This window comes from Brachybacterium subflavum (genome assembly GCF_009299795.1).
Lineage (GTDB): Bacteria > Actinomycetota > Actinomycetes > Actinomycetales > Dermabacteraceae > Brachybacterium > Brachybacterium subflavum.
This window is the reverse complement of sequence record NZ_VIGP01000005.1, coordinates 87,201-107,536: the sequence shown is the minus strand read 5'-3', so window position 1 is coordinate 107,536 and position 20,336 is coordinate 87,201. Positions and strand designations below refer to the sequence as shown.

General features: G+C 73.2%; 14 protein-coding genes and 1 pseudogene. 9 read left to right on the top strand and 6 right to left on the bottom strand.

Going from position 1 to position 20,336, the window contains the following annotated elements:
• Positions 1–45 precede the first annotated feature (45 nt).
• Entirely contained in the window at positions 46–1,074 is a 1,029-nt protein-coding gene (locus tag FHG10_RS12815; protein WP_152353740.1) for a phosphodiester glycosidase family protein, read from the top strand.
• Between the two features lie 197 nt (positions 1,075–1,271).
• Positions 1,272–2,402: a bifunctional glycosyltransferase family 2/GtrA family protein gene (locus tag FHG10_RS12810; protein WP_152353739.1), complete on the top strand. Its 1,131-nt coding sequence runs from the start codon at positions 1,272–1,274 to the stop codon at positions 2,400–2,402.
• A 430-nt stretch (positions 2,403–2,832) separates the two neighbouring features.
• Here FHG10_RS12810 and FHG10_RS12805 read toward each other — a convergent pair whose 3' ends face one another.
• The 5 genes and pseudogenes from FHG10_RS12805 to FHG10_RS12785 form a co-directional block, all read right to left on the bottom strand.
• Positions 2,833–3,075 (bottom strand): hypothetical protein, encoded by a 243-nt coding sequence (locus FHG10_RS12805; RefSeq protein WP_152353738.1) that lies wholly within the window; start codon positions 3,073–3,075, stop codon positions 2,833–2,835.
• Positions 3,076–3,251: 176 nt separating this feature from the next.
• On the bottom strand, positions 3,252–3,995 hold the full coding sequence (locus FHG10_RS12800; protein ID WP_152353737.1) for a response regulator: 744 nt from the start codon (positions 3,993–3,995) through the stop codon (positions 3,252–3,254).
• Positions 3,992–5,395, bottom strand: coding sequence for a sensor histidine kinase (locus FHG10_RS12795; protein WP_227488271.1), 1,404 nt, complete (start codon positions 5,393–5,395; stop codon positions 3,992–3,994). The genes FHG10_RS12800 and FHG10_RS12795 overlap by 4 nt, the downstream gene beginning before the upstream one ends.
• 129 nt (positions 5,396–5,524) lie before the next feature.
• Positions 5,525–6,097 carry a universal stress protein gene (locus FHG10_RS12790; RefSeq protein WP_152353735.1) on the bottom strand — a complete coding sequence of 191 codons (573 nt, stop codon included), beginning with the start codon at positions 6,095–6,097 and terminating at the stop codon, positions 5,525–5,527.
• Positions 6,094–7,515 (bottom strand): annotated as a pseudogene (locus tag FHG10_RS12785) (MFS transporter). Before FHG10_RS12785 ends, FHG10_RS12790 begins: the two are co-directional and overlap by 4 nt.
• 277 nt (positions 7,516–7,792) lie before the next feature.
• Between FHG10_RS12785 and FHG10_RS12780 the strand changes: the two are divergent.
• On the top strand, positions 7,793–8,719 hold the full coding sequence (locus tag FHG10_RS12780) for a class II glutamine amidotransferase (RefSeq protein ID WP_152353734.1): 927 nt from the start codon (positions 7,793–7,795) through the stop codon (positions 8,717–8,719).
• A gap of 16 nt (positions 8,720–8,735) precedes the next feature.
• Entirely contained in the window at positions 8,736–9,740 is a 1,005-nt protein-coding gene (locus FHG10_RS12775) for a CPBP family glutamic-type intramembrane protease (RefSeq protein WP_152353733.1), read from the top strand.
• A gap of 124 nt (positions 9,741–9,864) precedes the next feature.
• On the opposite strand, the gene FHG10_RS12770 is transcribed toward FHG10_RS12775, so the two are convergent.
• Positions 9,865–12,546, bottom strand: a complete 2,682-nt coding sequence (locus FHG10_RS12770) for a helix-turn-helix transcriptional regulator (RefSeq protein WP_152353732.1) — start codon at positions 12,544–12,546, stop codon at positions 9,865–9,867.
• Between the two features lie 609 nt (positions 12,547–13,155).
• Between FHG10_RS12770 and FHG10_RS12765 the strand changes: the two genes are divergently transcribed.
• From FHG10_RS12765 to FHG10_RS12740, 5 genes are all read left to right on the top strand, one after another.
• A complete protein-coding gene (locus FHG10_RS12765) occupies positions 13,156–14,730 on the top strand; it encodes a sugar transferase (RefSeq protein WP_227488238.1) in 1,575 nt (524 codons plus the stop codon).
• A 71-nt stretch (positions 14,731–14,801) separates the two neighbouring features.
• Positions 14,802–15,737, top strand: a complete 936-nt coding sequence (locus FHG10_RS12760; RefSeq protein ID WP_152353731.1) for a serine hydrolase domain-containing protein — start codon at positions 14,802–14,804, stop codon at positions 15,735–15,737.
• Between the two features lie 183 nt (positions 15,738–15,920).
• Positions 15,921–17,657, top strand: coding sequence for a pyruvate dehydrogenase (locus FHG10_RS12755; RefSeq protein WP_152353730.1), 1,737 nt, complete (start codon positions 15,921–15,923; stop codon positions 17,655–17,657).
• A gap of 472 nt (positions 17,658–18,129) precedes the next feature.
• Positions 18,130–18,924 carry a transglycosylase family protein gene (locus FHG10_RS18460; RefSeq protein WP_152353729.1) on the top strand — a complete coding sequence of 265 codons (795 nt, stop codon included), beginning with the start codon at positions 18,130–18,132 and terminating at the stop codon, positions 18,922–18,924.
• A gap of 217 nt (positions 18,925–19,141) precedes the next feature.
• On the top strand, positions 19,142–20,314 hold the full coding sequence (locus tag FHG10_RS12740) for a hypothetical protein (protein ID WP_152353728.1): 1,173 nt from the start codon (positions 19,142–19,144) through the stop codon (positions 20,312–20,314).
• Positions 20,315–20,336: the final 22 nt, after the last annotated feature.

Genomic DNA, 20,336 nt, shown 5'->3' with positions numbered 1-20,336 from the left:
CGGGGCGACGTCCCGGGCACAGCCCACGCGCTGACTCTGTGGCGCATGAGCACACCGCACGCACCCACTCGAGATCCCGGGCCGAACCCGCCGGGCCAGAATCCGCCCGAGCAGCCCCCGTCGGGCCGGCGCAGCCACCGCGGACGCAGCGTCATCCGCCGCCGTGTCCTGCTGGGCTCGGGCGTCGCCCTGCTCGCCGGGACCGGCGGCTCCGCGGCCTGGGCCTACGATCGCTTCCTGCGGGAGAAGGTCGAGGTCTCCGACGTCTCCGCCGCCGAGTCCGAGGCCGGCACCGCGCAGACCGCGGCGCTCGCGACCGACGGCGAGTACTCGAGCACCGGGTTCACCTCCTCGACCACGACGATCACCCTCACCGAGACCCAGACGGGCAGCGGCTCCGAGGCCCTGGCCTGGTACGCCGCGGAAATCGAGGTCGACGACGCGACGGTCGTGCGCTCGGCCTTCGCGCAGGACGAGTTCGGCCAGAACATCACCGAGAAGCCCAGCGAGATCGCCTCGGACAACTCGGCGGTGCTCGCGATCAACGGCGACTACTACGGCTTCCGCGACACCGGCATCGTCATCCGCAACGGCGTCACCTACCGCGACGAACCCGCCCGCGACGGTCTCGTGTTCTATGCCGACGGACGCATCGAGATCTACGACGAGACCACCACCAGCGCCGACGAGCTGCTGGACGACGGCGCCTGGAACACCCTGAGCTTCGGCCCCGCCGTGCTCGAGGACGGGAAGGTCCCCGACGGCGTCGAGGACGTCGAGATCGACACCAACATCGGCAACCACTCGATCCAGGGCGACCAGCCGCGCACCGCGATCGGCGTGATCGGCGAGAACCACCTGGTCTTCCTCGTCGTCGACGGAAGGTCCGAGGGGCACTCCCGCGGCGTCGGCCTCACCGAGCTCGGCGAGATCCTCGCAGACCTCGGCTGCACGAGCGGCTACAACCTCGACGGCGGCGGCTCCTCGGTGATGATCTTCGACGGCGAGATCCTCAACGAGCCCTCCAACGGCGGCGAGCGCGCCACCTCCGACATCCTCTACGTGGCCGGGTGATCGCGATGGTGACGATCCGCCCGCACCTGCGGCCCAGCACGGCCGCCGCCCGTCCGGCGCCCGCCGGAAGCTCCGCGACCGAGGCGCCCGCAACGACCGGTCCCGGTCGTGCCAGGGCCTCCGCGGCGTCCGCCCCGCCCACCCCTGCCTCCGACTCGCCCACTCCCACGTCCGGTTCGCCCGCTCCGGGCCGCGCCGTGGTCCTGATCCCGGCGCTCGCGCCCGCGCGTCCGCTCGTGGACCTGGTGTCGGCACTGGCCGCCGACGGCATCGACGTGCTCGTGGTCGACGACGGCTCCGGCCCCGACTACGAGGTCGTCTTCGACCGCTGTGAGCTCGAGGGCGCCGAGGTCCTCCGCCTGCCGGAGAACCGCGGCAAGGGCGGCGCCCTGCGCGCCGGCATCGCCCACGTGCGCGGGACTCGACCCGGCAGCGGCGTGGTCACGGCCGACGCCGACGGCCAGCACACCCTCGTCGACATCCGCCGCGTGCGCGACGTCCTCGACGGGATCGAGCCGTCGGCCGACGGAGGCAGTGCGCTCGCCTGCGCGGATCCCGGCCGGTCGGCTCCGGGGGATCAGGCCAATTCGTCGGCCTCGGCCCCTCCGCCCCGGCCCCGCTCGGACCTCGTGCTCGGCGTGCGCGGATTCGACCGCTCCGAGGTGCCGCTGCGCTCGCGACTGGGCAACGTGGTGAGCTCGTGGGTGCTGCGACTGGCGTCCGGCGAGCGCCTCGGGGACACCCAGACCGGTCTGCGCGGCCTGCCCGCCTCCCGCCTGGCCTGGGCGGAGGCGATCCCCGGCGACCGCTACGAGTACGAGTACTCGATGCTCGTTCGCGCCGGGCGCGAGGGCATCGGACTGCATCAGGTGCCCATCGAGACCGTCTACCTGGACGACAACGAGGCCAGCCACTTCCGTCCCGTGCGCGACTCCCTGCGGGTGCTCGGCCCGGTGCTCGCCTTCATGGGATCGGGTCTGCTCGCCTTCGCCCTGGACACCGTCCTGTTCCTGGCGTTCTCCGCTCTCGGCGCGCCGGTCTGGCTCGCCCTCGCGACCGCCCGCGTGCTCAGCGCGAGCGGGAACTTCGCGCTGAATCGGCGCGTGGTGTTCGACGGCGGGACCGACGTACCGCTGGGCAGGGCGCTCGCCCGTTACGCGGTGCTCGCCGCCCTCGTGCTCGGGGCCGGGGTGCTGCTCGTGGACGCCCTGGTCGGGCTCGGGGCATCGCTGCTGGTCGCGAAGGTGACGACGGATCTGGCGCTGTTCGTGCTCAGCTTCCTCGTCCAGCGCCTGGTGGTGTTCCCGAGGAGGTGCGGCGAGAGCTGATCCGGGGCCGGGGCCGGGGCCGGGGCCGAGGCCAGAGCCGGGGCCGTGGGCGAAGCCGGTGCCGGGGCCGTGGGCGTGGCTGGATCTGAGGTTCAGAGTGAGGCTGCGGGGCGGGGTGCCGTCACCGATCGGCGTATACGCGACATCCATGCGAAATATTGCACGGATGTCGCGTGGAGGCCGGTGCGTGACATGCCGCCACCGATGGTGCGTGACGGACCGCCACCGATGGTGTGTGACGGACCAACATCGATGGTGTGTGACGGACCGCCACCGATGGTGTGTGACGGACCAACATCGATGGTGTGTGACGGACCGCCACCGATGGTGTGTGACGGACCAACATCGATGGTGTGTGACGGACCGCCACCGATGGTGTGTGACGGACCAACACCGATGGTGCGTGACGTGCCGACGCCGATGGCGCGTCTCACCGCCGCGGGCGCCGGGCGCGCACCGCCTCGACGACGCGCAGCACGAGCAGCACCACCACGAGCGCGAGAAGCAGCCAGTACTTCGTGGCGACGGCGGCGACACCGGCGATCACGAGCGCCGCCACGTAGACGATGTCGAGCACGCGGCCCGAGACGCCGAGGAAACGCGAGCCCCAGCGCCCGCGCAGCAGGCGCAGGGCGAGCAGGCCCAGGATCAGGGCGATGGCCAGGTACTTCACGTCTGCGGCTCCCGGTGTCGGTTCGCGGCGAGCCTACCGGTGCCGGGGCCGGTCCGGGGCCAGCGGGGGTGATGATGCCGCCGCCCGCCGCCCGCCGCCCGCCGCCCGCCGCTCGACGGCCGATGCCCGATGCCCGACGCTCGACGGCCGACGGCCGGGGAGAGAGCCGGCTCCGCTCAGGCCTGGCCGTGGATCTCGAGGACGCGGATCGCGAGCTGCACGCGGTTGGTGACGAGCAGCTTCTCGAACAGGTGCCCGATGTGCGTCTTGATGGTGGGCAGCGAGAGGAACAGGGCGTCGGCGATCTCCGAGTTGGTCAGCCCCTGCGCCACCAGACCGGCGACCTCCCACTCGCGCTCGGTGAGGCCTTGGGGCGGGCCCGCCACCGCGCCGGCGCCTGCGCCGTCGGCGGTGGCCGTCGGTCCGCCGTGCGCGGGGTCGGTCGTCGCAACGTCCCCGGACGGGGCGGTCGCCGCCTCGTCGTGCGCGGAGGCGAGGCGGACCAGACGTCGGAGCACAGCGGGGGAGAAGCGGGCGTCGCCGCGCGCGGCCTCGTGGATGGACTGGACGACCTGCTCGGGCGGAGAGTCCTTGAGCAGGAACGACATGGCGCCGGCGCGCAGCGCATCGAGGAGGAAGGTGTCGGTGTCGAAGGCCGTGAGGACCACGACGCCGGCCCTCACGTCGCGCTCGCGGAGCGCGCGGGTCGCCTCGATCCCGTCCATGCGCGGCATCCGGATGTCCATCAGCACCACGTCCGGGTCGAGCTCGGCGCAGCGCTCGAGGGCCTCTGCTCCGTCGGAGGCCTCGCCGACGACGGAGATGCCGTCGGCCCCGTCGATCATGAGGCGCAGCCCGGCGCGCATGAGCTGCTCGTCGTCCACGAGCAGCACGCGGGTCTGCGGGGCATCAGGCGTCATCGCGTCCTCCATGGCAGGCGCACCTCCACCTCGAAAGTCTGAGCGTTCTGCGGACTGGCCAGCGGATCGTCCGGCCGGCCGATGTGCGTGCCGTCCTGCGGGCGGACGTGCGTGCCGTCCCGCCGGCGGACGTGCGTGTCGTCCCGTGGATCGTCGTGCTCGCCGTCCTGCGCGCCGTCCCGCACATCGGCGCGGAACGTGCCTCCGAGCAGCCGCACCCGCTCGCGCACGCCGGTCAGGCCCAGTCCGGTGCCGAGCTCGCTGTCCGCGGCGTCCGACGCCGGCACGGGGTTGCTCGCCGACATCCGGAGATCATCTTGGTCCCGGACGATCTGCAGGTCGAGCCGTGCACCGGGCGCGTGCTTGCGGGCATTGGTCAGCAGCTCGCGGGTGATCCTCACGAGCGTCACCACGGTCGCGGAGCCGGCGGACTCGAGATCCCCGGCACCGATGCCCTCCCAGTGCAGGCGGACGTCCTGTCCCTCGGCGCGGGCCGCCTCGACCAGGTCGTCGATGCTCCCGGGTGTGGGCAGCGGTTCGGCCGGATCCTCGCGCAGGGCGCTGAGCACGTCGCGCAGCTCGGTGTTCGCCGCACGGGCGTCGCCGCGGATCGTGTCCGCGACCTCGCGCATCTTCTCGGGCGGCATATCCCGGCGATAGGCGAGCGCGCCGGCGTGCATCGCGATCAGGGAGAGATGGTGGGAGAGGCTGTCGTGCATGTCCCGGGCGATCGCGGCGCGCTGCTCGGACTCCGCCTGGGCGACCAGGGCGCGGTGCTCGCGCTCGAGGGCCTCGTGCTCGCGTTCGACGGCGGCGCGCTCCCGCTGGGCGGTCGCGGCCTGGCTGCGCAGGGACGAGATCAGGGCGAGGCGGGTGCCGCGCACCCGGCCCCACAGCAGCGAGGCGGCGGCGAAGACGACGCTCAGCAGCACCTCGATGAGCAGGGTGGGCGACCAGTCGCCGTCCGCCCAGCGGTTCAGGACGCCCGAGGCGAGCGCGGCGACGGCGCATACGCCCAGGCCGCTCGCATCCACGCGCCAGTCCCTGCGCGCGCCCAGCCGCGCGAGCGCGACCGCGGAGGCGGGCAGGGACGAGCCGCTGAGGGCGCCGGGGACCACCAGCAGCAGGTTCCACAGGCCGGCCCGGCGCATGGGCCCGGCGGCGAGGTTCGCGAGCAGGCCGATGCCGATGTCGATGGTGAGCAGCAGGCTGAACCGGGGCGGGAGGACGTCCCCGTACTCGTCCCAGTAGGCGATGGTGAGGAGGAGGAGCACGATCGCCCCGACCACGAGGCACACGAGCGAGACCAGCAGCATCCGGCCGAGCTCCGCGAGGCGCCGCACCCAGGGGCGGGGAGAGCTCGCCTCGCAGGGGGCGGGTGCAGGAGGGGACGGGGACATCACCGCCCCATCGTAGGAATCGGCCACGAACGGGCGGATCGGCCGAAGGGACGAGGGGCCGACGGATGAGGGGCCGACGGGTGAGAGGCCGACGGGTGAGAGGCGGACGGCGGAGGACGGCGCGGACGCTCAGCCGCCCTGCCGCGCCGCGTCCCGTGCGAGCGGTCCCGGCATGATCACCACCGGGCACAGCGCCCGGTGCACGAGCTGCGCGGCGAAGGTGGGGTCGCTGCGCACCTCGCGTCGGCGCGGCGCGTCGATGACCAGCATGCTCGCGCCTGCGCTCGCGTCCAGGAGCACGCGGCGCCGCGAGCCGCGCACGGCCCGCAGCTCGACCTCGTCGGCCGACGCTCCGAGCGCCCGGCGCACGTCTCCCTCCAGGGTCTCCAGGGCTGCGCTGCGCAGCGGGTCCTCACTGTCGGCGACCCGCGAGGGCGTGGGGCGCACGGTCCCGGCGGCCGTCGTCGGCACGCGATATGCGCGCAGGGCCAGCAGCGGCAGGGACTGCAGGCGGGCCTGCTCGAGCGCCCAGCGCAGAGCGGCGGGCGATCCGGACGTGGCGCTCACGCCCACGAGGATCGGGCCGCGGCCCTCGCCGCCGTCGGCCGTCGGGGCAGCTGCGCCGCCGTCGGCCGTCTGGACCCCTGCGCCGCCGGCCTCCTCCGCCGCGCCGCCCATCGTCTCCGTTGCCTTCGTGCTCATGCCGTCGCCTCCTGCTCGCCGTGGTCCTCGGACTCCGCATTGCGCTTGCTGAGCGGATCTGCGACGTCCTCGAGGCCCTTGCGCTCGGCGTCGACGCCGAGGACCAGAGCCACGATGCCGCCGATCAGCATGATCAGGCTGCCGCCGATGTAGCCGATGACGAGCGGCCCGCGCGAGGAGCCGTCGCCGATCAGCGCCCCGTAGATGAGCGGGGCGATCGCGCCCGCGATCTGGGCGATGGAGAAGAAGTAGCTGATCGCCTGACCGCGCACCTCGAGCGGGAACACCTCGGAGACCGTCAGGTAGGCGGAGGAGGCGCCGGCGCTCGCGAAGAAGAACGCGACGCACCAGAACACGGTGTGCGTCGTGGCCGTCAGCAGGTCGGCCGAGAACGCGATCGCCGAGGCCGTGAGGATCACCGCGGCGAGTCCGTAGGTCCCGAAGATCATGCGGCGTCGGCCGATCGTGTCGAACAGCGGCCCCAGCAGCAGCGGCCCCAGCAGGTTCCCGATGGCGAACGGGATCATGTAGAGCCCCGCCGCGTCCTTCGCGACACCGTAGAACTGCTCGAGGACGATCGCGTAGGTGAAGAAGATGGCGTTGTACAGGAACGACTGGGTGACCATGAGGGTCACGCCCAGCACGGTGCGGCCCGGTTAGACCTTGAAGAAGACGTGCGCGACCTCCCGGAAGGGCAGGCGCTCCTCGGGCTTCACGGTGATCGCGCGGGACTCGTCGACCTCGCCGAGCTCGTGCCCGCTGTCGTGGACCCGCTCCTCGATGCCGCCGATGATCTGCTCGGCCTCCTCGCCGCGGCCGTGGGTGAGCATCCAGCGGGGCGACTCGGGGATCGCCCGGCGCATGAGGATCAGGATGAGTCCGAGCACGGGGCCGATGAAGAAGCCGATCCTCCAGCCCCAGTGCTCGTTCACGAGCTCGGGGTCGAGCAGGAAGATCGTCGAGGCGGCCCCCAGGGCGACGCCCGCCCAGTAGGTGCCGTTCACGGCGAGGTCCACGCGTCCGCGGTACTTCGCGGGGATCAGCTCGTCGATCGCGGAGTTGATCGCCGAGTACTCGCCGCCGATGCCGGCGCCGGCGATGAACCGGCACAGGTAGAAGAACCACATGGAGAACGACAGGCCCGCGAGCGCGGAGCCCGCGAGGTAGACCGCGAGGGTGAGGGCGAACAGCTTCTTGCGTCCGATGCGGTCGGTGAGCCGACCGAACACGAGCGAGCCGAGCACCTGGCCGAACAGGTAGAAGGTCGCCGAGGCGGTGATCTGCTCGTTGCTCATGCCCAGGTCGGCGGCGAAGCCGTTGGCCGCGACGATCTGCACCTCGATGCCGTCGAGGATCCATGCTGCGCCCAGCCCCACGATCACCAGGGTGTGGAAGCGGGCCCAGGGCAGGCGGTCCATGCGGGCCGGGATCAGGCTGCGCACCGCCTGGAACGACGGTCGGCCCCGTGCGGCACCGGCTCCCGGCGCTGCGCCGTGCGGCGCAGGCTGTGCTGTCTCGGACATGCGTCCCCCTGTTCACGTGCGATCGGCGACGACGGTCGGCGGGCGCCCGGATGCGAGCGTCGCGTCGGCCGGAGCGGCCGTGGACGTGACGCAGGCTACTCCCGCGGCGCCCGGGTCCGCGGATCACACTGCCCGGACGGCCCGCGCGCCACCGCCTTACAGTGGGAGGACCATGTGCCGCCTCTTCGCTCTCCACGCCGACCGCCCCGTCACCGCGCGCTTCTGGCTGCTCGACGCGCCGTACAGCCTCGCGCACCAGTCCCAGTTCAACGCCGACGGCACCGGGATCGGATGGTTCGACGACGAGGGCGCGCCGCACGTGCAGAAGCGTCCGGTGGCCGCGCACTCCTCGAGCCGCTACGCCCGGATCGCCTCGGACCTGCGCTCCCGCGCGATGATCGCGCACGTGCGCAACTCCTCCGGGACGGCGAACGAGCTGGTGAACACGCACCCGTTCCTCATGGAGGGCATCATCGTGGCCCACAACGGGGTGCTGCGCGTGACGGACGAGCTGCGCGGGCGCGTGCGGGAGCTCGGCGCCGGTCACCTCGTCGAGGGCGCGACCGACAGCGAGTGGCTCGCCGCCCTCATCGCCGGTGAGACCTCGGCGGCCCACGGGGACCTGCACGCGGGGTTGATCGCCGCGATCGCCTGGGTGCTCGAGCACGTGTCCGTCTACTCGCTGAACCTCGTCGCCGCACGGGACGAGCACCTGTACGCGCTGCGACTGCCCGAGACGAACGAGCTGTGGGTGCGCGACCGGCCTGCCGGCGGCAGGAACGACGACGCCCTCCATCAGGCCTCCGACACCCTTCGCGCGACCAGCGCCGACCTGCGCGACGTGCGCTCGGTGGTGATCGCGAGCGAGCCCATGGACGACTCCGACCAGTGGCGCCTGCTGGCCGACGGCGAGCTGCTGCACGTCCGCCCCACCGGCGAGGTCACCTCCGAGATGCCCTTCCCGCAGCCGGCCCATCGCCTGGGCATCGAGGATCTCGGCCTCAGCGAGGCCGCCTCCCAGGCCCACGCGGCCGAGGCGCAGGAGCGCGCCGAGCGCCGTGCCAAGTCCGCCGCCCCCGGGTCGCGACGTGCCGCCTGAGGGGCGCTGCCGGGCAGTGCCGGACGCGCCCGCGCCGTCGGCCGCCCTGTCGCCCGAACCGGCGGCCGCACCGTCGCCCGAACCGGCGGCCGTCCCGTCGACCGGCCTGCCCTTTCACCGCCTCGCGCACCTGCGGCCCGAATGGGCGCGCTGGTTCCGCCCGCTGCTGACCGCGCTGGCCGCGGGCGTCGCGCAGATCGTCTTCGCCTACCTCGTGCTGGTGGGCACGGTGACCGTGCTCGCGATCCTCCCGGGCGTCGATCCGATGGAGATCGGCCGCAGCCAGGGCGATCCGGCCAGCCCGCTGAGCGTCTTCGTCGCCCTCGCGCTCGGTGCCTTCGCGGTGCCCGCGGCGCTGCTGGGCGTGCGCCTCGGCGGCTGGCGACCGGTGCGCACGCTGTGGTCGGTCGCGGGTCGCTTCCGCCGCGACGTGCTGGCCTGGGGCGCGGTGCGCATGCTCCCGGTGCTCGCCCTCGCGGCCGTCGCGGGCATGCTCGTGGGCACCGGGCCCGCGCAGCTGGGGCCGCGGGGGAGCGGCGGGGCGATCGTCGGCGTGCTCGTGCTGACCATGCTGCTCGCGCCCCTGCGCGCCGTGGGCGAGGAGCTCGTGTTCCGCGGGATCGGCCAGCAGGCCGTCGGCACCTGGCTGCGCAGCCCCTTCTGGGCGATCGTGCTGCCCGTGCCGCTCTCGCTGATCGGCCGCGGCTTCGGGGCCGACGCGGGCGCTCTCGCCGGTGCCGCCCTCATCTCGCTGTGCAGCGGGATCCTGGCCTGGAAGAGCGGGGGCCTCGAGCTGCCGATCCTCCTGCAGCTGGGCACCTTCGGGCTCAGCGGCCTGCTCTCGCCCTTCGGAGCTCCCGTGTTCCCCGGTCAGGGCGCCTCGATCGCCCCGTGGGGGATCGCCGTGCTCCTGCTGACCGTGCTGCTGTGCGACGCGATCGACCGGCGCCAGGGCCTGCGCATGGGCGAGGGCCTCGCCCGCTCGGCCCACGCCCCGTCCCCGCAGCGCGTGCGGGTCTGAGCTCCGCGGCTCCGCGGCTCCGCGGCTCGGCGCCCCGGCGCTTCGAAGATGTGACCATGGCGAGCCGAGAACCGGGCGATTTGGCTCGTCACGGTCATATCTCGCGCCCCGGCCGGGTCTGCTCTCACGCGCTGCTGCTGGCGGCCCGCGCGCCCTCGCCCTGCAGGATCTGCACGAGCTGGGCGCGGGAGCGGATGCCGAGGGTGCGGTAGATGCGGGTCAGGCGCAGCTCGACCGTGCGCACCGAGACGAACAGCTCGGAGGCGATCGCCTTGTTGCGCATGCCCCGACCGACGAGCTCGGCGACGGCCCTCTCCTTCTCCCCGAGGGGTGAGAGGGGATCGGCCCTCCCCGTCGGGCGCTCGAGAGGCGTCGGGACCAGCCGAGCGGTGCTCTGGCCGGTCTGATCGATGGCCATCAGGCCCGCGTCGCGCGCGGACCGGGAATCCGTGCTGCGCCCGAGCTCCTCGAGGCGCTGCGAGTAGGCGAGCAGAAACTGGCCTCGCTGCAGCTCGTGCCCGGTGTGGAGACCGGTCTCGATGAGGTCCTGGATCTCCCCGCCGGGGACCTCGCCGATGCTGAGCAGGGCCCTGGAGTTGGCGATCGCCAATCGCGCCCAGGGCGACGGCGATTCGTGGGAGAGCTGCGTCAGCTCAACGAGGACCCCCTCCGCCTCCTCGCGGCGGCCGAGCTCCACGAGGGTCTGGATGTAGTGCTCGTGGAACCGCAGCAGATGCGGGGCGCGGAAGCGCGCCGACTGCGCGTGAGCCCGCGCGTAGTGCTGCGCGGCGGACTCGAGCCGGCCCCGCATGCGGGCGGCGCGGGCCAGCAGCACGCTGACCTCCGATTCCAGGCGCGGGTTCACCCCGGGGGCGAGCCTGCGCTGGAGCCCGGAGAGGATCGCATCGGCCGTCTCGACGTCCCCGCTGCTGAGCAGCAGTGCCGCCCGTGCACGCAGCACGAGCGGCTGCATGGTGCGTGCGCTCGTGCTGATCGGGGCGAGACCCCGGAACGCGTCGCGCGCACGGGCGGAGAGCCCCGCCCGCAGCTCGATCTCGGTGAGATCGAGGGAGCGGCTCAGCGGTCGGGGCGCCGGTGAGGAGTTCCCGGCGCGTCCTGAGGGGTCCACGACATCGCGTGCCTCGGCGTAGGACTCGGCGATCGACAGGGCCTGCGCGAGGACGGTGCGGACCATGCTCTCGTCGCCGCGGCGCTCGAGCCGCGCGATCAGGTCCCGATCGGGGGCGCCCGATCGCTCGTCCCCGCCGTGGAGCACCTGCTGGTAGAGATCGGCCAGGGAGACGGCTGCCCTGAGCAGCGGCGTCGGGGTCCCGGAGGTCTCCTGCGCGAGGCCGGCGAGCTCCTGCGCGGCGCGCACCTCCCACCGCTGCAGGAGGAGGAGCGCGCCCAGCGCCAGGAGGTCCACGCGCTCGGATGCGGTGCCCGCCTGCTCGTCGGAGATGCTGCTGCGCAGCAGCCGGCTGGGCAGTGCGTCGCCGTGCGCGTGCGCGAAGAGCAGGGCGGCTCGGATCAGGGGCGCGGGCGTCCCGGTCCCCTCGAAGCGCTCGCGGGCGAAGCTGAGATACCGCTCGGCGAGCTCGATCTCGCCCTGGGCCAGCAGCGACTCGGCGACCTCGCACAGGCGCCGGGCCACCTCGACGTCCTCGCCCGCGCTGAGCGAGATCGCGCGCTCGATGAGGTGCAGCGCGGGACGCAGATCGCCCGCGTCCACGAGGTCCCGCGCCCCCTCGAGCATCACGGTGGGCTGCGTGGCCGCCGGGTCGACGAAGCTCAGGTGCCACTGCGTCCAGTCGGGCGCGTCCTCGAGCGCGGTCGCCGCGAGCTCCTCGTGCAGCCTCTGGCGGTCGTGGGCCGTGCGCCCCCAGTAGACCGAGGAGCGCAGGGACAGCGAGCGCAGACGCACGAGACCGCCGGTGCGACCGACCAGTCCCGAGCCGAGGAGCTCATCGAGGGCCACCGCCGACGCCGCGGGGTCGCCGAGCCGCAGGAGGACTCGTTCCGGGGTCGCGGGGGCGCTCGAGAGCATCTGGACCAGGAGCGTCTGCTCGGCGTCGAGACCGGCGAGGACCTCTCGGTGGGAGGACTCGAGCCGCGGGTCGGCGGGCAGCGGCACCTGCAGGGGGGAGGCGCCGTCCAGGACCTCGGGGAGTGCGGCGTCGATCAGCCCTTCGAGTGCGAGGGGGCTGCCGCCCGCGGCGGTGGCGAGCAGCAGCAGGACCGCGGGATCGGTCCCCGCGGGGGCGAACTCCTCGGCGAGGCGCCGCAGGGGCTCGAGGGCGAGCTCGGGGAGCTCCACATCGCGGCGGCGGTCGGCGGCCCGGTCCTGGACAGGGGTGCGCAGTGCGAGCACGCAGCGCATGCCGCGCGGGGCGCAGCGCAGGGTGACGACCTCGAGCACGGTGCGACTGGGGGCATCGAGGAGCTCGGCGTCGTCGACGAGCACGAGGAAGTCGGTCGTCGTGCGCCGCTCGACCTCCGCGGCGACGGCGCGCGCGAGCGCGGGAAGGTCCTCGGTCCCGTGCACGTCCAGGAGGGGGAGGGTGTCTGTGTCGAGCAGGCCGTCGAGCGCGGCGAGCACCGCGGAGAGACCGCCGAGCGGCCACTCGGCGGGCGCGGCGCCTGCACGCACGATGGCGGAGGGCAGGGCGAGGGCCTCTCGCACCGCACCGAGCAGGAAGGACTTGCCGCTGCCGATGGGGCCGGTGACGGCGAGCATCCTCCCTGCGGGATCCGCGAGGTCGCGATCGACCTGCGCGAGCGCTTCCGGGCGCGCGATGAATGCCATCTCTCCCCTTCCCGAGTCGTTCCCCTCGGACTCCTGTCCCGGCGCCGACGGACCGGACGGCGCGGTCCGGCGCCCACGCGGGAGTGATCTCCGTGGCCCGACGGTGCATCCGCAATGTCCGATCCTTCGTGGCGGGGGCGCGCCGCAGATCTCGCGGCACCCCCCCGGGGTCGCATCGGACGCCCATATCGAGCTGCACGATCATGGCACGATCCGTCCCGAAGTGTCCGACTTGCGAGGATTATACGGGATGTGCCTCACATCCCGATTCGTGACGCTGGCGGGAGCAGGGGGAGGCCCGGCCGGCAGCGCCTGCTGCGTAATGCCCCACGTACGTCGTGCGGAGAGCGGTGCGGAGCCCCCGGAACCCGCACCGATCCGCAACGGAAGCGCATGGCGCGGCCGCTCTGGGGTGGTGACCCGCAAGTAGGCCGCACCCCCCTTCGCTCCGGATCTGCGTTTCCCTAGGCTGTCCGAAGTGTCCGCATTTGTTCCGGATGGCCGGAACGCGCAGAACGTCGGTGATCGGGGGCGGGGTGCCCCGCCGGCGTCGCGGCCAGGACGTGGGGTCCGGCCGGATCTGCGAGTCAACACCAGGGGGAGCATCAGATGAGTACACAGGTCGCGGAGGTCCGAGGGGGCCGCGCGCAAACAGCCGCGCAGGCCGCGGAGTCGGAGGCGCGCCCGGTCGATGCCGAGGCGCACAGCTCGTCGCTCCTCCTCCTGCCCGACACCGCGTTGACGGAGCCCGGCACGGAGATCGCCGCCGCCGTGCCGGAGGCGATCGCCGCCGGCACGGCGGCACGCAGCGCCGACAGCCTCGTGGTGCCGCTGCGGCCCGAGCTCGCTCCCGCCGTCACGCAGGGGGACCGCGCACCGGCGCGGCTGGGTGCCCACGGTCGCCGGGTCGCCCTCACCGCCGTCCTCTCCGCCGCCGTCGCGGTGATCGCGGTGGGCGCGATCGCGCTGCTGACCGCGGCTCCCCTCGCCGGCGCGGGAGCGCTCGCGGTGCTCGCTCTCGCGTGGGCCGTGATGCTGGACGCGCAGTCCTCCCGGCCGCTCGACAGCGCCAGGACCCTCGCCTCGCGACCGCTGATGCTCGTCGGCGGCGGAGCGCTCCTGCTCGCTCTCGCGCGTCCGTTCCTCGGGGAAGCCGTGCCCTCGGCCGCGGCGCTCGTGGCGCTCCCCCTCGCGCTCGGCGCGGGCGGCGCGGTCATCGTGGCGCTGGGCCGGATGCTGCACCCGGTGCGCTCCGTGCTGGTCTCGGCCGAGCCGGTCGACCCGATGGCCTCCGGCCTCCTCGAGGAGGAGACGCCGGTGATCGTGCGCGACGGCGATGCGTCGCTCGACGATCAGGTCCGGGAGGTCCTCGAGCGCGTCGAGGAGACCGGCAGCGAGGTGGTCGAGGTCCGCGGTGCGGCCCCCGCCGAGCTCCTCACGCACCTGAGCTGGGAGCTGCGCAGGCGGGGCATCCCGCTCAAGCTCTCGTTCATGGCGCCCGGTGCCCGACGCTCCCGCGTGCGGGTGGTCTCCGGCGCGCGCGGCGCCGCCGTGGTGATCCGGCCCCCGCGCCAGCCCGTGCCGGTGCGAGTGGCCAAGCGGGGCTTCGACATCCTCGGATCCGCGCTGCTGCTGGTCGCGCTCTCCCCGCTGCTGATCGTGGTGGCCCTCGCCGTGAGGCTGGACGACCACGGCCCGGTCTTCTACCGGCAGGAGCGCGTGGGCAAGGACGGCACGCCGTTCCACATGTTCAAGTTCCGCAGCATGGCGGTGGACGCCGACGCGCGCCTGGCCGAGCTGCTGCGTGCGCAGCAGACCGACGACAAGCCCCTGTTCAAGATCCAGAACGATCCCCGCCTGACCCGGATCGGCGGCTTCCTGCGCCGCTACTCGATCGACGAGATCCCGCAGCTGCTGAACGTCCTCGGAGGCTCCATGAGCCTCGTCGGCCCGCGGCCCCAGCGCGACGCCGAGGTGGCCCTCTACACGGGGTCTGCCTTCCACCGCCTGGGCGTCGTGCCCGGGATGACCGGCCTCTGGCAGGTCTCCGGCCGTTCGGCCCTCAGCTGGGAGCAGGCGCAGGCGCTCGACGTCCGCTACGCCCACAACTGGTCGCTCGGCATGGACCTGTGGATCATGCTGCGCACCGTCAAGGCGGTCGTCGGCAAGGACGGTGCGTACTGAGCCTCCGTCCGCGAGCAGCGGCCCGCCGCGAAGACGCCCGGAGCCGCCGTCGTCGGACTAGGGTCGGGCGCATGCCGATCGCTGCGTCCTGCGCGCCCGTCACCGACCCGCTGATCCTGCTGCCCCTGCGTCAGCGCATCCTCGAGAAGCGGCTCGGGGTGCGCGCGATCCATCTGCACCGGGAGGGGCACGATGACCTCGAGGTGCGGTTCGTCGAGGACACCTCGGAGAACGTCTGGTCGGTGTCCAAGACGGTCACGGCCCTGGGTGTCGGCATCGCGCAGAAGGAGGGGCTGCTCGACCTCGAGGACCGCCTCATTGACCACCTGCCCCGACCCGCGGGCGGCTACGGGCGCGGCATGGAGCTGGTGCGCCTGCGCCACCTCATCACCATGACCTCGGGGAACCCGGTCACCGTGTTCCTGGACTCCGAGCGCGAGGACCCGCACCTCACGGACCTGCTGCTGCGCACGGCCCTGGTGCGCGCCCCGGGGGAGAGGTTCGAGTACTCCAACGGCTCGATCTTCCTGCTGGGTCGCACGATCGCCGAGCGCTCGCAGCTGAGCCTGCGCGACTACCTGCTGCCGCGGCTTTTCGAGCCGCTGGGCATCGTGAATCCCCAGTGGCACTCCGACCGCGAGGGCCGCACCTGGGGCGCCACCGGTCTGCACCTGCGCACGCGCGAGGTGGCCCGGATCGGCCGGCTCCTCCTGCAGCGCGGCGCCTGGGAGGACGAGCAGCTGGTCCCCGCGGAGTGGATCGACGCCATGCACGCCGAGTCGTCCTGGGTGCCCACGGGAGAGCCGGAGCCCGAGAACGTCCGCTACGGCTACGGCGTCTGGCAGTGCTCCGTGCCGGGGGCGTGGCGGGCAGACGGCGCCTACGGCCAGTTCTCGATCGTGCTGCCCGAGCAGCGCGCGGTCGTCACCCTGACCTCCCATCACGAGGGCGGGCCGACGCAGGAGATCCTGCGCGCTGTGTGGCAGGAGCTGCTGCCGCTGCTCTGAGCGAGCGCGGCGACGCCTCGGGCCGCCGATGGTCGCGCCGTCCCTCGCGGCGGGCGTGATCAGGGCCGCTCTGTCTCCTCGCCCACGCCATCGATCACGGCCGAGCGACCCGTGACTAGGCTGGACCTCGTCGTGCGGCCCGCAGGGCGGGTCGCGGATCCGCCGAGTCGTCAGGAGCACGCCATGGCAGTCACCCTCGCCCAGCACCTCGTCACCCAGCTGCGGGACTTCGGTGTCGAGCGCATCTACGGGGTCGTCGGGGACTCCCTGAACCCGATCGTCGACGCCGTGCGCACCACCAAGGGCATCGACTGGGTGCACGTGCGCAACGAGGAGGCGGCCGCCTTCGCCGCCGGCGCCGAGGCGCGCGTGAGCGGGAAGCTCGCCGTCTGCGCCGGGTCCTGCGGCCCGGGAAACACCCACCTCATCCAGGGGCTGTACGACGCCCACCGCGACGGCGCCCCCGTGCTCGCGATCGCCTCGCACATCCCCAGCGGGAAGATCGGCACGGGGTTCTTCCAGGAGACCCACCCCGAGCGTCTCTTCCAGGAGTGCTCGCACTTCTGCGAGATGGTGAACTCCGGCCAGCACGGCGCGGACATGCTGCACATCGCAGCGCAGACGGCGCTCGCCAAGAAGGGCGTCTCCGTGCTCGTGATCCCCGGCGACGTCGCCGACGAGGAGATCGAGACCAGTGCCACCAAGGACCTCGCCACCCGCTTCGGCCGCGTCCAGCCCGATCCGGAGACGGTCGAGGAACTCGCCTCCCTCGTGAACCGCGCGAACTCCGTGACCCTGTTCGCCGGGGCCGGTGTGCGCGGCGCCCGCGAGCAGGTGCTCGCGCTCGCCGAGGCAGTGAAGGCCCCCGTCGGCCATGCCTTCGGCGGCAAGGAGTGGATCCAGTACGACAACCCGTACGACGTCGGCATGAGCGGCCTGCTCGGCTACGGCGCCTGCTACGAGGCGATGCACGAGGCGGACCTCGTGATCCTGCTGGGCACCGACTTCCCGTACAGCGAGTTCCTCCCGCAGAAGGACGTGACCGTCGTCCAGATCGATGCCGACGGGTCCCGGCTGGGCCGGCGCGTCCCGCTGGAGCTCGCCGTGAACGGCGACGTCGCCCTGACCATCGACGCGCTGCTGCCGCTGGTGCAGCCCAAGCGCTCCAGGAAGTTCCTCGACTCGCTGCTGCGCAAGCACGAGAAGGCGCTCAAGGGCGTCGTCTCGGCGTACACCCGCAACGTCGAGAAGATGAAGCCGATCCACCCCGAGTTCGTCGCCGCCACCCTCGACGACCTCGCCGACGACGACGCGATCTTCACCGTCGACACCGGCATGTGCAACGTGTGGGGCGCCCGCTACATCACCCCCAACGGCAAGCGCCGCGTGTTCGGCTCGTGGCACCACGGCACCATGGCCAACGCGCTCCCGCAGGCCATCGGCGCCTCCGCCGGCAACCCCGGTCGCCAGGTCATCTCCATGTCCGGCGACGGCGGGCTCGGGATGCTCATGGGCGAGCTGCTCACCGTGAAGCTCCACCAGCTCGACACGAAGATCGTCGTGTTCAACAACTCGAGCCTGGGCATGGTCAAGCTCGAGATGCTCGTCGAGGGCCTGCCCGACTACGAGACCGACCACGAGCACGTCGACTTCGCGGCGATCGCCGCCGGTGCCGGCATCCACTCGGTGAAGATCACCGACCCGAAGAAGCTCAAGAAGGAGCTGGCGGCGGCCCTCAAGCACAAGGGCCCCGTGCTGATCGACGTGGTCACCGATCCCGCAGCGCTCTCGATGCCGCCCAAGGTCACCTCCCAGCAGATCCGCGGCTTCGCGATGGCCTCGACGAAGGTCGTGCTCGGCGGCGGCGTCGGGAAGATGCTGGACATGGCGGCCACGAACGTGCGGAACATTCCGCGCTGACGGCGCGGGGCGCTCCGAGGCGGACCGTCCCCCATCGCTGGCCGGCGAGGATCGTGACCAGGTTCTATGACAGATAACGGCGGCGGGTTCTAGGCCATTTCTGTCATAGAACCTGGTCACGTCCGCGCCAGGCGGCGTCAGTGCCGTCGCGACCCGCCACGCCCGCCGCCCCCGCCGCGCCCGCCGCGCCCGGCACGCCCCGGGGCGCCCGCCGCCCCCGGGGTGCGCGGGGGCGGCGCGGGCTCGAGAGGGGATCGCCATGCGTGCTGTCGACCCGACATGCCGTGCCTGGCAGGTAAAAGTTCGGCAAAACGAGCGGCCGGATGTGGTCACGAGGACTACTCGCGGTGACGGGGCCGGTGCACGGTAAGGGGTATCCCGCGACGGGACCGCTGGTCACGCGTTCGAGTGCCGGTGCTGCCCCTCGTCTTCCCCGCCCTTCCCCCGCTTCCCGCACCCCCAGGAGAATGTCATGTCCGAGGCCCGCCGCACCCCCACCCATCGCGCCGAGGGCGCAGCCGTCTACTTCCGCGGGACGCGCGTCGCCCCGAAGCTCGCCGCCGCGACCGGCGGCGCCGTGATCGCCGCCGGGCTCGGCATGGCCGGCGCGGGCGTCGCCGAGGCCAGCACGCCCGCCGTCTGGGACGACGTCGCCCAGTGCGAGTCCAGCGGCAACTGGTCGATCAACAACGGCAACGGCTACTACGGCGGCCTGCAGTTCTCGCGCTCCACCTGGAACGCGTTCGGTGGCGGCAGCTACGCCGCGACCGCGGACAAGGCCACCAAGGCCGAGCAGATCGCCGTCGCCCAGCGCACGCTGCAGGCGCAGGGCCCCGGCGCGTGGCCCGTCTGCGGCGCCCGCGCGGGGCTGACCAAGGCGAACGGCGGCGCGTCCTCGAGCGCGACCCCCTCCGGCAGCTCGAGCGGATCGAGCAGCTCGGGCTCGTCGAAGTCCTCGGGCTCCGGCTCCTCGAAGCCCAGCTCGGTCGGCTCATCCTCGAGCGGCAAGCTCGTGGTCGACGGCAAGTTCGGCCCGAAGACCACTGCGAGCCTGCAGGCGTGGGTGGGCGTGAAGGCCGACGGATCCCTGTCCACGAGCGACATCAAGGCCCTCCAGAAGAAGGTCGGCGCGGTGCAGGACGGCAAGATCGGCTCGGAGACCACCGGCAAGCTGCGCGCCGCGATCGGCCAGAGCTACAACGGCGTGTGGGACTTCCGCACCTCCTACTCGACCGTGAAGGCGCTCCAGGTCCACCTGAACGGGTGAGCGGATGCGCCGCGGACCGGGAATGACCCGGCCGCGGCGGGCATCCCGACCGGCGCCCCGGCGGTCGTTCTCTGCGGTCGAACCCCGCGGATTCCTCCTCCCACCTGCCGCCCGGTCGTCGCGTCGCGACGGCCGGGCGGATGTGCGTGTGCGACAGTGTGGACGTGCGGCCGGGGAGCACCGGCCCGTCGTCCCCATGTCGGATCGCGGAGGAATGATGGCCGGTCTCGTCCACCCCGAGAGCATCGAACTGTGGCGGGACTGGGCCCGCTCCCGCGGAGGCATGGCGCGGCGCCGCAGGTCCGTGGCCGACGCGGTCCGCACGCTGCGCGGCACGCGCGGTCGCGACGACCCCTGGGAGGAGCCCCGGTGGGTGCTGCACTCGCGCGAGGGCGAGACGTCGGCGCGCGTGGCCATCGGTCTCGAGGACGCCTCCCCGCGCAGCCGCGCCGCCCTGCTCGCCTTCCTTCCGTACCTGCGCGTGGGCGTCGACGTGATCGCGCCGCGCGGCCTGATCGCCCCCGAGCTCGATGGGCCCGCCTGGCGCCGGCGCGCCTTCGAATCCGCGCGCGACGCCGTCCCCTCCGATGCCGCCGCGGTGATGACCGCCGGCCAGGGCGGGCCGACGGGCGCAGCCCTGCACTCGGTCGCCGAGCGCCGCGGCCTGCAGTCCTTCGTGGTCCAGACCGACGTGCTCACCCCCTACGCAGCGCCCCTGCCGGCGGAGGCGACTCTGCTGGCCTGGACGGCCGACGACGCCGACTTCTGGCGCTCGGGGCGCGAGGACCTCACCCTGCTGCCGGTCGGCTCCCAGCGGCTCTGGCAGCTGGGGCACCACAGCGGGGAGGGCGATGTCACGGAGGCCTCCGCCGAGCAGGACGCGGCGAGGACGGTCGACGAGACCGCGTCCGAGCCGGCCGACGAGGCCGCGGAGCGCACCGGCCCGTCGGCCGTGCCCTCGCCGGTCGTGCTCGGCCAGCTCGCGCGCATCGAGCTGCCGAGCCGACTCGCCGCCCGCGCCGCCTCCACGTTCTGCCGCGACGGTGCCGCCCGCTACCTGCCCGAGGCGGGGGAGACCGGGAGGCTCGCCCGCACCCAGCACCGGCTCTGGGAGCGGCGTGGCATCGAGGTGCTGGATGCGGGCACGGACCCGCTGACGCTCCGCGCACCCGTGGTCTCGATCCTGGCCTCGGAGATCCTCGAGGTCGCCGCTCGCGGGGGAGAGGCGTGGGTGCATGCGCCGGGCGCGCCCGGCTGGGTGCACGAGTTCTGGCACCGCTACGGGATGCGCCGGCACGGCACGCCCACCCCGGCGCCCGTGCTGCCCGAGGAGGAGCCCGCGGCGCGCATCGCCCGCGAGGTCGAGAACCGCGTCGAGGGTGACGATTGATGTCCGAAGCGCGACGCCCAAA

Coding starts and splice junctions, on each gene's coding strand:
- FHG10_RS12815 (WP_152353740.1), top strand. CDS start 46: ATGAGCACACCGCACGCACCCACTCGAGATCCCGGGCCGAACCCGCCG.
- FHG10_RS12800 (WP_152353737.1), bottom strand. CDS start 3,995: ATGACGCCTGATGCCCCGCAGACCCGCGTGCTGCTCGTGGACGACGAG.
- FHG10_RS12795 (WP_227488271.1), bottom strand. CDS start 5,395: ATGTCCCCGTCCCCTCCTGCACCCGCCCCCTGCGAGGCGAGCTCTCCC.
- FHG10_RS12790 (WP_152353735.1), bottom strand. CDS start 6,097: ATGAGCACGAAGGCAACGGAGACGATGGGCGGCGCGGCGGAGGAGGCC.
- FHG10_RS12780 (WP_152353734.1), top strand. CDS start 7,793: ATGTGCCGCCTCTTCGCTCTCCACGCCGACCGCCCCGTCACCGCGCGC.
- FHG10_RS12770 (WP_152353732.1), bottom strand. CDS start 12,546: ATGGCATTCATCGCGCGCCCGGAAGCGCTCGCGCAGGTCGATCGCGAC.
- FHG10_RS12765 (WP_227488238.1), top strand. CDS start 13,156: ATGAGTACACAGGTCGCGGAGGTCCGAGGGGGCCGCGCGCAAACAGCC.
- FHG10_RS12760 (WP_152353731.1), top strand. CDS start 14,802: ATGCCGATCGCTGCGTCCTGCGCGCCCGTCACCGACCCGCTGATCCTG.
- FHG10_RS12755 (WP_152353730.1), top strand. CDS start 15,921: ATGGCAGTCACCCTCGCCCAGCACCTCGTCACCCAGCTGCGGGACTTC.
- FHG10_RS18460 (WP_152353729.1), top strand. CDS start 18,130: ATGTCCGAGGCCCGCCGCACCCCCACCCATCGCGCCGAGGGCGCAGCC.
- FHG10_RS12740 (WP_152353728.1), top strand. CDS start 19,142: ATGGCCGGTCTCGTCCACCCCGAGAGCATCGAACTGTGGCGGGACTGG.